At 49.2% G+C, this 15672-nt stretch carries 13 protein-coding genes and 1 riboswitch; of the genes, 10 read left to right on the top strand and 3 right to left on the bottom strand.

The features are described from left to right. Window positions 1-20: 20 nt before the first annotated feature. Complete coding sequence (pyrE, locus tag GC097_RS25995) at window positions 21-665, top strand: orotate phosphoribosyltransferase (RefSeq protein WP_216625886.1); 645 nt, start codon at window positions 21-23, stop codon at window positions 663-665. Between the two features lie 70 nt (window positions 666-735). Next, window positions 736-822: riboswitch (cyclic di-GMP riboswitch) on the top strand. Window positions 823-842: 20 nt separating this feature from the next. Continuing rightward, on the top strand, window positions 843-1046 hold the full coding sequence (locus GC097_RS25990) for a putative motility protein (RefSeq protein WP_171686175.1): 204 nt from the start codon (window positions 843-845) through the stop codon (window positions 1044-1046). A gap of 426 nt (window positions 1047-1472) precedes the next feature. On the opposite strand, the gene GC097_RS25985 is transcribed toward GC097_RS25990, so the two are convergent. Beyond that, on the bottom strand, window positions 1473-2351 hold the full coding sequence (locus GC097_RS25985) for a LysR family transcriptional regulator (RefSeq protein ID WP_171686174.1): 879 nt from the start codon (window positions 2349-2351) through the stop codon (window positions 1473-1475). Window positions 2352-2474: 123 nt separating this feature from the next. Between GC097_RS25985 and dapA the strand changes: the two genes are divergently transcribed. Together dapA and GC097_RS25975 are read left to right on the top strand one after the other, a co-directional pair. After that, window positions 2475-3350: a 4-hydroxy-tetrahydrodipicolinate synthase gene (gene dapA / locus GC097_RS25980; protein WP_171686173.1), complete on the top strand. Its 876-nt coding sequence runs from the start codon at window positions 2475-2477 to the stop codon at window positions 3348-3350. Between the two features lie 22 nt (window positions 3351-3372). Further along, on the top strand, window positions 3373-3762 hold the full coding sequence (locus GC097_RS25975) for a RidA family protein (RefSeq protein WP_171686172.1): 390 nt from the start codon (window positions 3373-3375) through the stop codon (window positions 3760-3762). 99 nt (window positions 3763-3861) lie between these two features. Here GC097_RS25975 and GC097_RS25970 read toward each other — a convergent pair whose 3' ends face one another. Together GC097_RS25970 and GC097_RS25965 are read right to left on the bottom strand one after the other, a co-directional pair. Beyond that, window positions 3862-4368: a GNAT family N-acetyltransferase gene (locus GC097_RS25970; protein ID WP_376768425.1), complete on the bottom strand. Its 507-nt coding sequence runs from the start codon at window positions 4366-4368 to the stop codon at window positions 3862-3864. Window positions 4369-4391: 23 nt separating this feature from the next. After that, entirely contained in the window at window positions 4392-5768 is a 1377-nt protein-coding gene (locus GC097_RS25965; RefSeq protein ID WP_171686171.1) for a dipeptidase, read from the bottom strand. 357 nt (window positions 5769-6125) lie between these two features. On the opposite strand from GC097_RS25965, the gene GC097_RS25960 reads away from it, so the two are divergent. Genes GC097_RS25960 through GC097_RS25935 form a run of 6 tightly spaced genes read left to right on the top strand, consistent with a single transcriptional unit; the run spans window position 6126 to window position 15489 of the window. Then, a complete protein-coding gene (locus tag GC097_RS25960) occupies window positions 6126-6896 on the top strand; it encodes an ABC transporter ATP-binding protein (RefSeq protein ID WP_171686170.1) in 771 nt (256 codons plus the stop codon). Beyond that, on the top strand, window positions 6859-7956 hold the full coding sequence (locus GC097_RS25955) for an efflux RND transporter periplasmic adaptor subunit (protein WP_171686169.1): 1098 nt from the start codon (window positions 6859-6861) through the stop codon (window positions 7954-7956). Before GC097_RS25960 ends, GC097_RS25955 begins: the two co-directional genes overlap by 38 nt. After that, window positions 7956-10895 (top strand): ABC transporter permease, encoded by a 2940-nt coding sequence (locus GC097_RS25950; protein ID WP_171686168.1) that lies wholly within the window; start codon window positions 7956-7958, stop codon window positions 10893-10895. The genes GC097_RS25955 and GC097_RS25950 overlap by 1 nt, the downstream gene beginning before the upstream one ends. A 1-nt stretch (window position 10896) precedes the next feature. Further along, window positions 10897-11820, top strand: a complete 924-nt coding sequence (locus GC097_RS25945) for an ABC transporter ATP-binding protein (protein WP_171686167.1) — start codon at window positions 10897-10899, stop codon at window positions 11818-11820. Beyond that, on the top strand, window positions 11817-13286 hold the full coding sequence (locus GC097_RS25940) for an ABC transporter substrate-binding protein (RefSeq protein WP_171686166.1): 1470 nt from the start codon (window positions 11817-11819) through the stop codon (window positions 13284-13286). Before GC097_RS25945 ends, GC097_RS25940 begins: the two co-directional genes overlap by 4 nt. A gap of 52 nt (window positions 13287-13338) precedes the next feature. Next, window positions 13339-15489 carry a COG1470 family protein gene (locus tag GC097_RS25935; protein WP_171686165.1) on the top strand — a complete coding sequence of 717 codons (2151 nt, stop codon included), beginning with the start codon at window positions 13339-13341 and terminating at the stop codon, window positions 15487-15489. Window positions 15490-15672: the final 183 nt, after the last annotated feature.

The raw sequence follows: 15672 nt of genomic DNA, 5'->3' as shown, positions 1-15672 counted from the left end.
GGAAGGAACGGTGGAAGAACATGAGTCAACAGCTTGAAACGATTGCGAAGCACGTTGCTGCTTCTCTATTAGAAATCGGTGCGGTAGCGCTTAGACCGCAGCAGCCTTTTACATGGACATCGGGCTTGAAATCCCCGATCTATTGCGACAACCGTCTGACAATGTCACATCCGGCAATCCGCGAAGCAATCGCTGACGGTTTCGTCAGCTTGATTCAAGAGAAATTTCCGGACGCCGAGGTCGTAGCCGGCACAGCAACAGCTGGCATCCCCCATGCGGCATGGGTTGCACAGAAACTGGGTCTCCCGATGATCTATATTCGGGATAAAGCCAAAGGCCATGGCAAAGAGAATCTGATTGAAGGTTCTGTGAAACCAGGGCAAAAGGTCATCGTCATCGAGGATCTGATCTCCACAGGAGGCAGCTCTTTGAAAGCGGCCATCGCTGTCAAAGAAGCGGGAGCTGTTGCGCTGGGCGTGTTGGCGATTTTCTCCTATCAATTGGACAAGGCGACGGATGCGTTCCAAGCGGCGGACATGCCTCTTCACACGCTCTCCAATTACGCTTCGCTGCTTGAAGTGGCGCTGGAGAAGGGTGCAATCAAAGAGGAAGATATGGCATTGCTGCGTTCTTGGAGAGAGAATCCTGCAGCGTTTGGCGTGTAGAATCGAATCGAAGATTGACGAATTGCGCAAGTGAAACCTATACTGGAAGTGTGCTAGGTACAGCCTAACATCTGTGAATCGGCAAATGACGCGAAAGCGGCAGACGCAAAGCTACAGGGGCTAATCGGCTAGGGCCGAATGCTCGCCAGCTACCGAACGATGAGAGGAGGAGCGCTTATGAATATCAGCAGCAGTGTCTTTAACGCAATTAGCGGCGGAGACGCTTTGAAGCAGGCGGTTGGCATTCAACTGCTTAGCAAAGTGAGCGATATGCAATCAGCTTCAGCTAGTACGCTCGTACAGGATTTTGCGAAATCCCAGCAGTTGGTTACCGCATCGGCGGCGCCGCATTTGGGAAGCAATCTCGACATCCGCATATAATCAAAAATGAAAGAAGCCCTACCTTTTTGAAAAGGAGGGCTTTTTTTATATGCCAGAACGCTGCACTCGTCCGAGCACAGTTGTTCCACACATGCTGCCAGTTGCAGGTCGGGGTAAGTGGAGCCTACTCAGCTCAGCTGCTAAAAGTACATCAAAATCAGCATCCTCCATGCAGTCTCAATCAATACCTGCATTTCTGCAGGTAAATTCACTAGAATGACCAAAATGGCTCAGATCACCGAAATTACCTGTACTTTTGCATCAAAGTTAGCTTAATAGCAAAAAACTCTCAAATTACCTGCACTTTTGCAGTTATCAAGGGAAAGGGGAGCTTTAAAAAGTTTGTGTAAGGTAGGTTTACTCGTAAGGAGAGGAACGGTTGCTTTTTGCATGTAAAGGACCGTCAGGATTTTCCTGACGGTTTTCTTATTCGCTCCCTTTGGTCAACAGCCCAATAAATGCTTGCAGCGGCTGAGAGATCCATTTTTTGGGATGAAGCAGCAGTTGAATATCTAAAGTTAAGTCTTCGTGCGAGAACGGAAGAGACACCAGTTTGCTCTGTTCGAGCTCACTCTGAACGGCGATTCGTGGCAGCAAGGCGATACCGAGCCCATTCATGACGCATTGTTTAATCGCTTCTAAATTTCCGAGCTCGAAGCCGATTTGAAGCGGGATGGTGTGATCTTTGAGCAATTTTTCAAACATGCCGCGATAGATGCAGCTTTCTTCCGTTACGATAAATTCCGTTTCTTGAAAATCGGATAACTGTATGCGGTCCAGGTGTGTGAGCGGATGAGCCAAAGGTGCCACGAGCACCAGAGGCTCTTCTTTGATAGTGGTGCACGTCAAGAGAGGGTCGGCCGGATAGCGATCCAGCAGTAAGCCCAAATCATAGTCGCCTTCTCTGACTTTGGTTATGAGGGAAGCTTCGCTGTCAGGAAAGAGCTGGATATTGAGACCAGGATAAAGCTGTTTCAGTGCTTGTAAAAATGGAGGCAAATAATAGGCAGCAAGCGAGTTTATCGTTCCTATCGTCAATGTTCCCGTGACTTGGCTTGCTACGATTTCTTTGGACTGGTCATAGAGATCGAGCATTTGGACGGCCAGCTTCAGCAGGCTTTCGCCTGGGAGGGTTAACCGCAGCTGCCGGCCATACCTTTCAAAGAGAGATACGCCGTATTCGCGCTCCAGCTTCTGAATTTGCATGGTGATGCTGGACTGTGCATAACCTAGTTCTTCTGCAGCTTTTGTAAAGCTCTTTCTGCGGGCAACCTCCCGAAAGGTCCGGAAATACGTTAAGTCCATGGAAGTCCCCCTCACTTTTATCAAAAATATTGATGAGTATTATCATTTATTATAGCTAACTGTGATGTGATGTTCCATGCTAAAGTGTATGTACATCAAAAAATTAACGGGGAGATGGCACAAATGTTAAAAGAAAGAGATTTGCATGGCGTTTATGTACCCATTGTTACACCTTTCGATGAAGGAGGCGAGGTGGATGCAGCGTCTTTCTATAATCAAGCCTATAACTTGTTTCAAGATGAGGTGGATGGACTGGTCGTGAACGGGACGACGGGAGAATCGCCGACGATTTTGAGTGAAGAGCTTGGTGTTTTGTTTGCTGCGGCACAGGCTGCCAGAGAGGCTTCGAATGTAAGTGTCCCGCTTGTCGTAGGTACGGGTACGAATGACACGCTGTCGACGGTGCGCAGAACGGAACAAGCGGGGAAACTGGGCGCTGATGCAGCTTTGGTCGTGGTGCCGTATTATAATAAGCCAAGCCAGCAAGGTATTATCGAGCATTTTCGCCGGATAGCAAGCGTTGGTCTGCCGGTGATTTTATATGAGGTCCCGCACCGCACAGGAGTGAAGCTGGAGCTAGATACCGTAAGGACGATCCTCGAGCTTGAGGGTGTGATTGGGATGAAAGACAGCACGCCAAACACGCAGTTGGTTACTGAGCTTAGCCGATTGGGCTCGAAGCCGGTATTATGCGGTGAAGATTCACTGCTTTTGGAGGCTCTTCAATCAGGCGCTAAAGGTGTCATGAGCGCGTCGGCGAATGTGGAGACAGAGCGGTTTGTTGCGTTTTACCGTCACTTTCTGGCTGGACAGTACGAGAAAAGCAGGGAGCTTTTTGAAGAATTGCTTCCGCTGATTCGTCTTCTTTTCCAAGAGCCGAACCCGGCTCCCATCAAATGGCTGCTGGAGCAGCAAGGGATCATTGAATCTGGTACCCTACGGCTGCCTCTGCTGCCAGTGACGGAAGGCTTGCGCGCGAAACTAGCATCTTATGTATAAAAAAAGGGGAGTTAACTGAGTCATGAGCCGAACGAGAGTATTTACAGGCTCACCTTGGGAGCCGACTGTTGGCTATTGCCGGGCGATTCGGGTAGGGAACCGCATCGAGGTAGCGGGAACAACGGCGATGAAGGATGGCGAGGTGGTTGGCGCCGGCGACGCCTATGGGCAAGCGCGATTTGTGCTTCACACGATTGAGCAAGCACTTTTGGAGCTCGGTGCCCGGATGTCGGATGTGATACGTACCCGTATGTATGTAACGGACATTTCGCTGTGGGAAGAGTTCGGCAGGGCACACGGGGAATATTTCCGTGATGTGCAGCCAGTGGCGACGATGGTCGAAGTGAAAGCTTTGATTGATCCTGCGTTGATGATTGAGATCGAGGTTGAGGCGGTTGTGGACGAAAATTAGACGGGGCTGCAAAGCTTGCAAATGAAATAGCGCTTTTCCCTTCTTGGCTGCGATGCATGGTCGTTAGCAAGTGGGAGAAGCGCTATTTGTTATTGTTCTTTAACCTACCCGTTTTCCAAGAATAATAAGGTCTCGTTCGATGCCGTCCAGTTCGGCTATCCCCGGCAGATTGGCCCAATTCTCGAAGCCGAATTTACGGAAAAGCTGCAAACTAGGTTCATTGTGGCCGAAAATAAAGCCGAGCAAAGTCTTAAGACCTAGCTTTGGACAAGCGGCTAAGGCCTGCTCCATAAGGTGTCGGCCGATCCCTTGGCCGCGGCATGATTCGTCGATATAAATGCTGATTTCCGCCGTAGCGTTATAGGCCGGCCGGCCATAAAAGGATTGAAAACTAAGCCAACCGCATATTCCGCTGCCGTTTTCGAGTACCCATAGCGGCCGGAAATCGGCGGAGTGTTCATGAAACCAGCCTTCGCGACTCGTTGGCGTAACTGGCTCCGTATCGGCGGTAACCATGCGCCCTGCGATAGTTGAGTTATAGATGCGTACAATTTCCGCGAGGTCTTCCAAGTTGGCGTCGCGGAGGGATAAATTTGTCATGCTCATAGGGCAAGCTCAATCCTCCATGCTTAGTTATTCTGTGCGGCAAGTTTCAACCAGAAGCGGCTGATCGTTTCTGTTCCTTTATCCCAATTGACCAAGTGGAAATGCTCGTTGGGCGCGTGCAGGTTTTCACCAGGCAAGCCAAATCCGAGCAGAACAACGGGGGCATCAAGCACGCGTCCTAACACTTCGACGATCGGTATCGACCCTCCGCTTCGGGTATAGACCGGCCATACGCCATAGGCATCCTCGTAAGCTTCCGCGGCAGCAACCATCACAGGCTCATCGATTGGGGTAATAAACGGATTGCCGCGCAGCTGACGGTCCAGGGTAATTTTGACGCCTGGCAGATTTTGCCCATGAATATGCGCTTCAACAGCATCCATGATTTCTTCCGGTACCTGCGCCGCAACGAGGCGGCAGGCAATTTTGGCCGAAGCCCGGTTCGGGATGATCGGTTTAATGCCTTCACCTTGAAAGCCGCCGCTTACGGAAGTGATTTCCAATGTCGGTCTCGATGTTGTTTGTTCGTAGAACGAGAATCCTTTTTCCCCGTATAACGTATCGACTTGCAAATCCGCCCGCACCTTGTTTTCATCGGGTTCCACTTGCGTAAAAGCTTCGCGTTCCTTGTCCGACAGTTCAATGACCCGATCATAAAAACCTGCGACGGCTACACGTCCTTCGGCATCATGGAACGAGCTCAGCAGCTTTGACAAAGCGTGAATCGGATTTTGGACAGCCCCGCCGAACAACCCCGAGTGCAGGTCGCTGTTCGCCCCATCGATCGTAATTTCAAAGCCGGCCAGACCGCGCAGGCCATACATGAGCGCCGGTTTGCCAGGTCCATGCATTTGAGTATCCGAAAGGGTGATGGCGTCGGCTTGCAATTTATCTTTGTACTTCTCTACAAATGGTGGCAGGTTCTTACTCGCAATTTCTTCTTCGCCTTCAATGCAGAATTTCACATTCACCGGCAGACTGCCCTGCGTGCGTAAGAAAGCTTCAACCGTTTTGACATAAAGCAGAAGTTGTCCCTTATCATCTGTGCTGCCCCGGGCAAATAGCTTACCATCGCGAATGATGGGTTCAAAAGGAGGCGTTTCCCACAGCTCAAGCGGTTCAGCCGGTTGAACGTCGTAGTGTCCGTAGATAAGCACCGTCGGCTTGCCTTCCGCATGCAGCCAGTCGGCATAAACGACAGGGTGACCGCCCGTCGGCATAATTTCAATGTTTTCAAGTCCAGCTTGTTTAAGGGCTTCAGCCGTCCATTCCGCACAGCGCTTCATATCGGGTTGGTGTTCGGCAACAGCACTAATACTTGGAATGCGCAGAAACTGCATCAATTCCTCTATGTGTTGATCCCTTTGCTCATCCAAATAGGTTTTGATCGCTTCAATCATGTCGGTATTCTCCTTCTTTGTAAGCAATTCTAATAAAGTTGCTCCTTTTAACTTCCCCAAATCGGGGGGAAATCCTGCAATTTAAGGTTAATACTTTGTTAATAATCCGTTTAGAAAGAATCAATGGGGCTATTTTATACTGAAAATAATGAAATTTAATACTTAATTTAATAATTTGTAAAAATTAGGGATAAAGATGCATGGCAATATTTTCAAATTAATAGTATATTTTGATAGATTCATACATGACCTCGCAAAAAGCTTTCAGGAAATTTTCAGTTTCGTGTAACTTTTTGAAAACATGTACCGTCTAATTTATCATACAGCTGATTTGGTAAGGAAAGGAAGAAGTGCCACATGGCTAATTGGTTTCGCAAAAAAAATACATCGGAAGCTCTAGCTCCGGAAGAGGTGATACCCTACGAGATTCACGTGCCTTCGCGGGCGCACCTCGATTCACCGCTGTTGACGGTAACGGGGGTGCAGCGATCCTTTCAAGTCGGCGGTGAGCGGTTGGATGTACTGAAGGGAATTGAGATGGAACTTAAGCCGCTTCAGCTTGTCATGCTCAAAGGCCGATCAGGTTCGGGGAAAACGACGCTCCTGAATTTGATTGGGGGACTTGATCAACCGGATGAGGGAGAAATCATGTTCCTGAACCATGCCTTTCATCTCGGCAGCGATAATGAGCGAACGCTGGTCAGGCGCAAAGAAATCGGCTTTATTTTTCAATCATTTGCCTTAATGCCGTTGTTGTCTGCTTGGGAAAATGTAGAGTTGGCGCTGCGTATGGCGGGTGTTCCGCGATCGCAGTGGAAAGAAAGAGTTGCTTATTGTCTCGAACTCGTCGGGCTTGGCAAACGCATGCACCATCGTCCGTTTGAGTTGTCCGGAGGTGAGCAGCAGCGTGTTGCGATCGCCAAGGCGATTGCACACAAGCCGTCCCTCATTTTGGCCGATGAGCCGACGGCAGAACTGGATTCCCAAATGGGTGCACAGATCATGTCCGTTTTTCGAAATATGATTGCAACGGAACAAGTAACGATTTGTATGACGACCCATGACCCTACTATTTTGGAGGTTGCCGATCATGTTTACGAAATGGTGGACGGGAAATTCGTCTCCTAGCTGGAGGAAGCCCGTAACTGCACTACTTGTAAGTACTACACTTTTATTGTCTTCCGGCTGCTCGCTGCTGCCAAAGGAGCAGGAGGAAGAAGCGCTTCCCAGCATTAATCCGCCTAAGCTTTCCAAGAAGCCCGAATATACGGTGAAAACGGAAACGCTCGAGTCGAAAGTTAGAGGGAGCGGCCGATTGATGGCGCTGCAGGAAGAGAAGCTGTTCTTTTCCGAAGATATGACTTCCAAACGGATCAGCGCCATTCTTGTGAAGAACGGAGATACCGTTGAGAAGGGGCAGCCTGTTGCTGAGCTGGATCTCTCGGATATGGAAAGCGATTTGAAGCGGAAGAAGCTTCAAACCCGCAAAGATGAGCTGACGATGATCGAAACGCTGCGGAAGGCGGATGAAATGACGCCCGAGCAGATTGAGCAGGCGAAGATTGATTTTGAACTGAAGCGGGAAGAGCTGACCAAGCTGGAAACGCAGGTGAGTAAAGCGAAGCTTCTCGCGCCGTTCAGCGGGACGATCGTTACGGTTACAGCGAAGAAAGGCGATACGGTGAAGTCGGATGAGTCCGTTGCTACGCTGGCGGATTTGAACGAATTAACGGTAGCGGCAAGCATCAGCGCAGACGATGCGAAGAAAGTTGCTGTCGGGATGGAAGTCCAAGTGGATATTAATTCAGCCGGTCAGCACAAAGGGAAAGTGAAGCAGCTGCCGAATCCGCAAGCAGCAGGCAATAATAATAATGGCGGCTACCCGTGGGGCGGACAAGACGCCAAGCAGGAGTCGATCGACCAATATTTAGTCGTTCAATTGGATGAGTTTCCAAAAGGGCTTAACCGGGGAACTCCGCTCAGTGTGACGATTGTTACGCAAAGAAAAGAGAATGCCACAACGATTCCTCTGGCGGCCCTTCGATCCTACTCCGGACGAAACTATGTGCAAGTGGTTGATAGCCAGGGGAATAAGAAGGAAGTCGATGTGGAAATCGGTCAACAGACGTCAACGGATGTGGAGATTGTGAAAGGTCTTACCGCCGGACAGAAAGTAGTGGGTCGCTAATGTCAATCCCGATGCTGCGGTTTTTATTTCGGAAAATGTGGAATACCCGCTGGCTGACCCTCAGCACGTTGCTTGGATTGATTATGGCAGTTGCCTTCACGACGAGCATACCGATGTATGCGGACGGATCGCTGAAGCGCGTCGTGGCCAAATCGCTTGAAGAGAAGAGCAGCGGACTCCCTGCCGGCTCTCTGCTTATGCGCTATCAAGCGGTTGGGACGGAACGTGCAGGGTTAGACGAGCTGAAAGACGTCAATGTGTACATAGGGGAGGATATTCCCAAGGAGATCGGATTTCCGGTCCAAACGTTTGCCAAAAGCTATACGATCAAGGGAGCTCAAATCTCTCCCGTCGACGCTTCGAAAGTGGATCCCAGCAAACGACGGCAAATGGCGCTTACTTCATGGAGCGGGCTGAATGAACACGTTGATTGGTCTAACGGACAGATGGCTTCGAATCAAGTGCAAAACGGCATTCTGGAAGCCGTTGTACTGGATGAAGCTTTGTACCGAAACGATTTGCATATCGGCGACGTGTTTAACTATTCCGTCTCCGGCGCAAGCGGAAGTCAACTGCTGAAAGTGAAAATTGTAGGTTCCTTTAAGCCGAAAAATGACACCGATGCCTACTGGTTCCAAGGCTTGGAAGGGTTAGTTAACGCACTTATCGTAAGTGACGATGTGTTTATGAAGACGTTATTAACGGAGAAGAAGATTCCGCTGCAATTGGCGAATTGGTATTATGCGTTCGATCTGCGCGACATTCAAACGAGCCAATTGTCGCCGCTGGACCACCGTCTGGAGAGACTGGATATTAATCTGTTCCAGAAGCTCAAAAATACGAAGGTCGATGTTTCCTTCAAGCCGATGCTGTCCGAATTTAAGGCGCAAAGCTTGCAGATGCAGATCCTGTTATTCACGTTGGCAGCTCCAATGATTGCTATGGTTTTCTATTACATTGTCATGAATGCCAGGCAATCGCTTGACCGGCAGCGTGGGGTTATTGCCACTCTGAGAAGCAGGGGCGGCAGCACGAAACAAATCATTGGGATTTATTTTCTGGAGGGATTGTCGCTAGGGATCGTTGCGCTGGTGGTCGGACCGTTTATGGGCTGGTTCATGGCCAAGAGTATCGGCTCTTCCAGCGGTTTTCTAACATTTGTCGACCGGAAATCGATTCCTGTCAGCTTTACGAAAGAAGCAATGCTCTATGGCGGGCTTGCTGTGCTCATCGCGATTCTTGCGAGTGTGGTTCCTGCGATTCTGTTCGCAAAAGCTTCCATCGTGAACTACAAGCAGCTCCTTGCACGATCCGATCGATCGCCACTTTGGCAGCGATGGTTTCTGGACATAGTGCTGCTTGGCGTTGTGGGCTATGGCTTTTATTTATTTGATCAGCGTCAAGTGTTATCCGTACAAACGGGTTTGACAACCGATCAGCTTCAGGTGCATCCGCTGTTGTTCTTTGTGCCTGCACTTTCAATTTTTGCTTTGGGGCTGTTCTTTCTGCGGATTTTCCCGTGGCTGCTGCGTTTCTTTGGCTGGCTCGGGCGGAGATTTCTTCCCGTGCCGCTCTATTTAACGCTTGTGCAGCTATCCCGTTCAGCGAAAGCGTACTATCCGCTAATGCTGCTACTGATCCTAACGCTGGGGCTCGGCGTATACAACTCCTCGGCTGCACGCACGATTGATCTGAATTCGACGGAAAGAACCTTGTACCAATATGGAACGGATGTTGTGCTGCAAACCGTGTGGGAAGGCTTCTCCGATGAGCAGCCTAAGGATCCGAATGCCGGAGGCAACAATGGCGGCAATCAAGGAGGAGGCTCAGGCGGTAGTGGCGGCAACAATGGCGGAAATTCCGGCAATGGCGGTTCCGGGGGCAACGGTGGTCAAGGAGGCCAGGGGGGCGCGAATCCCGGAGAAGGAATTCCTTCGAAAATCCGCTACGTCGAGCCGCCGTTTCAGGTGTTCCGCGAACTGGAGGGCGTTCAAGCTGCGGCAAGAGTTTTGCAAACCAAAGGAAATGTCGTCGTGTCAGGGAAATCGACCGGCCAAGGGTTGGTCATGGGCATTGATAATGTTGATTTTGCCAAAGTCGGATGGTTCCGGCCTGATTTATTTCCGGCTCCGCCGCATCAATATTTGAATTTGCTTGGCAGCTATGAGCAAGCCGTTATTATTCCTTCTAATTATGCAAGCAAGTATTCACTGAAAGCCGGAGATCTGCTATCCATTACGTTAGGCCAGCAGCCTGTGGAATTCGTTATTGTCGGCATTCTTCCTTACTGGCCGAGTCAGTATCCGGATCAGACGCCATTTTTCATTACGAATCTGGACTATGTGTACGATCAAGCGCCTATGGTTCCTTATGAGGTGTGGTTGAAAATGAAACCGGACGCGAAAGTGGCGCCGATCGTAACCGCTTTGCAAGCGAAAGGGATCGAGCTGGCTTCCGTTAAGGATGTTCGCAATGAGCTCATTGTCCAGAATAAGCTTCCGGCGAGGGGCGGCGTGTTCGGCATTCTAAGCCTGGGCTTTCTCGTATCTGTCCTAGTGTCTTTAATCGGCTATATGCTGTACTGGTTCTTTAATTTATCGAGCCGTGTCGTGCAGTTTGGGGTGCTCCGCGCCATGGGCCTTTCCCGCAAGCAATTGACGGGCATGCTGCTGCTCGAGCAAGGTTTTACAGCTGGTTTATCCATCGCTTTGGGTATTGCCATCGGTAAGTTGACGAGCTATTTCTTCCTGCCTTTCCTGCAAACGTCTCAGAATGTGAAGACTCAGGTACCGCCTTTTCGGGTCGTGTTCGATTCCAAAGATACGTACCAGCTCTATTTCGTTGTAGCTTTCATGATGGCAACAGGAGCTTTACTGCTGTTCTTGCACATTAGAAGGCTGCGGGTTCATCAGGCCGTGAAGCTCGGAGAGGAGAAATAGAATGATTACCTGCGAGGGCTTGGTCAAAATTTACAAATCAGACGAAATCGAAGTTGTCGCTTTGCAAGGATTGAACATTCAGGTTGACGCCGGCGAACTTATGGCGATTATCGGGAACAGCGGAAGCGGCAAGTCTACCTTGCTAAACATCTTGGGCGGATTGGATCGTCCTTCCGCAGGCCAAGTGAAGGTCGGAGATTGGGATTTATTGAAAATCACCGATAAACAGTTGGTCGAATACAAGCGGCATACCGTCGGCTTCATCTGGCAAAATAATGCGCGCAATCTCGTGTCTTACTTGACCGCGCTCGAAAATGTGGAAATGCCGATGATGCTCAGCGGGAACTATGATCCTGCCTATGCCAAGCAATTGCTGGAATGGGTGGGACTCGGCCACCGGTTGAATAACAAGCTTCAGGAACTGTCGGGAGGGGAGCAGCAGCGCGTGGCCATTGCCATTTCGCTGGCTAATCGGCCAAGGCTGCTGCTCGCCGATGAACCGACAGGGTCCGTAGATTCGAAAACAGCGGATATGATCCTATCTATTTTCCAACGATTGAATAAAGAATTAGGTGTGACGATTGTCATTGTCACGCATGATTTATCCATTGCCGGCAAAGTTGGCCGGGTCGTTGCCATCCGGGATGGGATGACCAGCTCGGAGTTTATCGCCCGGAGTCCGTCGCTTGATGGCGAAGGCCGCAACGCCGGAGGACTCGCGAACGAGGATCATGAAGAGTTTGTTGTATTGGATCGGGCAGGACGCTTGCAAGTGCCGAAGGCTTATTTGACCGCCCTGCAAATCGAGGGCAAAGCGACGATGGAGTTCGACGGCGAAAAAATCATGATTAAAGCACCAAAAGCCATTCCTGCTGTAGAGGAAACTAAATTGCATTCAATTGCTGACGGGGGTAAATCCAAATGAAATTATTAACGCGCAAAATGCTCGCCACATCTTTGACTTTGGCGATGGTCGTACCACTGGCCGCTGCTTGTACGAAAGGCGAGAAATCCGATGACAAACAGGAAAGAGTGCTGAAAATCGCAACATCGATGGGCTTCGGCGATGACGAGTATTTCAGACAGCAATTTACGGAAGTGTTTGAGTTCGCCAATCCGAATATCAAGATTGAAATGATTCCGACTATGGACGACCGATACCGGTATGGCGGTATGAAACCGGGCGAAAAGATGCCGGACCCGATGGAAAAGCTGAAAGAGGTCATGCAAGGCGATAATCCTCCGGATGTCGTAATGGTCGGCTTCGAGCAACTGCCGGATATCATCGAAAGCAACATGTTGTCGCAACTGGATCCGCTGATTACGAAAGATAAATTTGATACGACAGGTATCGTACCTGCCGTGATCGATGGCATCAAGAATGCGGGCAGCGGCAAACTGTATGCCCTTGCTCCAACGTTCTCCTCTTCCGCACTTATTTATAATAAGAAAATGTTCCAGGATGCCGGCGTTGATTTTCCGAAAGACGGCATGACGTGGGATGAAGTTTTTGATCTTTCCAAACGCCTTACCAAAGGTGAAGGGGATAGCCGCATTAACGGCTTCTCATTCTCCACGCAAGCACAAGGCGATTTGTTCTATGGCATGCAAATGTACACAGCTCCTCTCCAGTTAAAAATGTTTGATGACGCCGGAGAAAAGATGACGGTGGACACGGACCAGTGGGAGAAAGTTTGGACGAAAATGGCGCAGCTGCAAAAAGATAACGTGTTTCCTGAGCTGATGGATCCTCAAAAGGGGATGAATCGCCAATTCGATCAAGAGAATCCTTTTGCCTATGACGATTTCATGTCGAGCCGGTTAGCGATGGGAATTATTAATTATGGTCAAATTCAGCAGATTGCCAGTGCAAATAAAAATGCTGCCAGCTATAAAGGGTACACGCCACTTGACTGGGATGTAGTTACGATTCCTTCCCATCCTGAGGCTAAAGGCGTTGGCGGCTCCATTTATATGAATGGCATCATGGGGATTAACGCGAAGGCTCAAAATCCGGAAGATGCTTGGAAATTCATTAAATTCGTGAACGGCGATGACTGGGCTAAGCTGAAATCACATAGCTCTTATAACTTGGTGGCACGTTCCAAATATTTGAAACCTAAAGATGGCATGGACTTCCATATGGAAGCATTTTACAATGTGACTCCTGCGCCGATGGATAACAGCTTCAAAATTTACCGCGACAAGCCGAATATTTATCAAGTACAAGAAATTGGACGCCAACAGTTTAACCTTGTTCTGCAAGGGAAAACGACTGCACGCGAGGCGCTCAAAATATGGCAAACCCAGGGCGACGCGATGCTGAAGCAAATGAAAGAAAATCCGGGTGAACCGGGGAGTCCAATGATTCAAGCAGTTCCTGCCGGTTAAGCAGGTCGTTCCATACGAAGCTAGTTAAACGATGAAGGAGGCCATCCACACCATGAATATCAAATTCAGCTACAAATACGTGGCCACCATTGCCTTGTCTGCCACGATGGCATTTGGCGCCATAACGCCCGTTTGGGCAGACGGCAGTCCGCCTGCCGTTACGATGGCGATAGGTAAGGTGCCGATTACAAAAAGCAGTTATTTTGAATTGAAGCAAATTCACGTTCTACCCGATCAGAGCGGGAAGATCGCAACATTCACGATCACGATCCACAACGAAGGGAGCAGCGAGCTGCAATTTATCGATTACTGGGCAAGGCTGAAAAGCAAATCAGGCAATCAATTCTCAGCGCGCTTGCTGCCTGCCGATAAGGATAAGAACCGGGTAGCTCCCGGTTCAACAACCGATTTAACGTTCTATGCAACGGTGAATCCAAGTACAAACCTGCAGGACCTCGTTGTCCAGTTTATTAAATGGGACTTTAGCCAAGCCAATTTCGAGCAGGTGCTTGGGGAAGTCGCTGTACCGAATGATTACACGGATGTCACTTCAGCTGATCGCGCAGGGGTCATCTCTGTCGGCGGAGTCGACGTGCATGCTTCAATTAAAAAGTATGTCAGCAACAAAAATGAGAAATATCATGTTCCTACGGTGTATCTGACTTTAGAGAATGCAGGCAATCATAGCGTCACTATTCCCTCGTACTTATTCTCGATACGGACGCCGGACGGGCTGCTGTATCCGTTGGAAGCTAAAGGGCTCAAGGATTTAAAGATTAATCCAAAGGAAAGCAAGGAAATTCAACTTTCCGGTTCTATTCCCGTAGCGGTAGCCGCGGATGCATGGCAGCTGTCCATTGCGGAGACGATCGCAGATTTGAAGCTTAATGTCGCCGTAGCGAATTTCCAACTGCCTTCCGTATCGTCCCAAGAAGGCGGATCGATTGGCAAAGAGTATTCTTTCACCAATAAGTCGGGTGTTTACACCGTTCAGCTTGGCGGCCTTCATCGGTTGCCTTGGGAGGATCAAGATTTATTGACGGCGGATTTAGTCTTAAGCAACAAAGGGGATGAGTCGCTGCCAATCCCGAAATTAGCCGGATATTTCCTGTTGGACGATGCGGTCAAAATCGAGGCCAAACTGATCCAAACAGCTAAAGTGATTGGGCTTGGAGCGGGCACGAACGTTAATCTCCAGTTGGCGGGGAAATTGCCGTATACGTATGAATTCTCTCGAGTGAAGCTGGTGCTGCAAGAAAAAGAGGGAGACGCGCCGGCTGCAGGAACGGACAATAGCAGTGCTGCAACGACAGACGTTCTGGAGTTTTCGACGCAAGCGGAGCTTCAATCGGTTCCTTTTGTTGGTCTTGGCGAGTCCTACTCGACCAGCGATGTTGGACGCAAAGCGAAATATGCGATTCGGAATGTATCCACCTACGAGGACAAGACAAGCATTATGTATTCCGCTATGGTCGAAGTGACGAACCTGGAGAAAAGATTTACGAACACGGCCAAGCTTGTTGCGAATTTCCGTTCGTCAGACGGAACGGTATTCCCGGCTTCCGTTGCGGAGGTGAAGAATAAAATCTCCCCATCGGGAAAAGCGCTGCTTCATGTATGGGCGCCTGTGCCGAAAGGATTCTCGACCGAGAACATGAATTTGCTTCTTGGGGAAGCCGTTACGGATGGCAAACTGTCGGAAGGAGACAAACCTGTCGCTGACGCTTATGTAAACCCGGTTGCGTACTGGCTGCCAACGGAGAGCAAGAAAGTGGCGACTACGCTTAAAAATGTGGACTTATTCCCTTATAACATATCCATTGATAAAATCGGGACGAAAATTGAAGATAACGTCTTTACGCTTAAATTCAATTATGAGTTAACGAAAGAGAAGTTGACTGAGATTAATACCGAAGGGCATAATTTACTGCTTGTATTTGAGGATGGCGGCGGTATCAAACGTTTTGAGAAAAAGTTCGATTTCAAAGACTTTGACGTTTTCAACGGGGATTCCACAGCCGATGAAGATACGAAAATCCGGCTTGGGAAGAGAGAGAACTTCAAAATCACGCTCCCGGATCCGGGCCTCATTTATAACACAAAATTTTTAGAGAAATACACACTGAGTGTATATGATGAGTTCCAAGGGCAGAGAAAACTGCTTGCATCACAGAAAGCGGAATGGTTTATTACGACGGATTAAAACATACACCAAAGGGTTGTCTCAAACGGTCTTCAAAGATCTATGAGCAGCCCTTTTTTTGTGTCCAGTCATAAGAAGTCATAACCGTATTGCCGTCCATATGACCCAAATTATGACTGGAATATGACTTCACTCACCTGTTTTTATCCATTTGCCGATATATAATAAATCCAGGCCGCGAAA

This window comes from Paenibacillus planticolens (genome assembly GCF_013141725.1).
Taxonomy (GTDB): domain Bacteria; phylum Bacillota; class Bacilli; order Paenibacillales; family NBRC-103111; genus Paenibacillus_E; species Paenibacillus_E planticolens.
The sequence above is the reverse complement of the archived record's forward strand: the minus strand, read 5'-3'. Positions and strand labels throughout refer to the sequence as shown.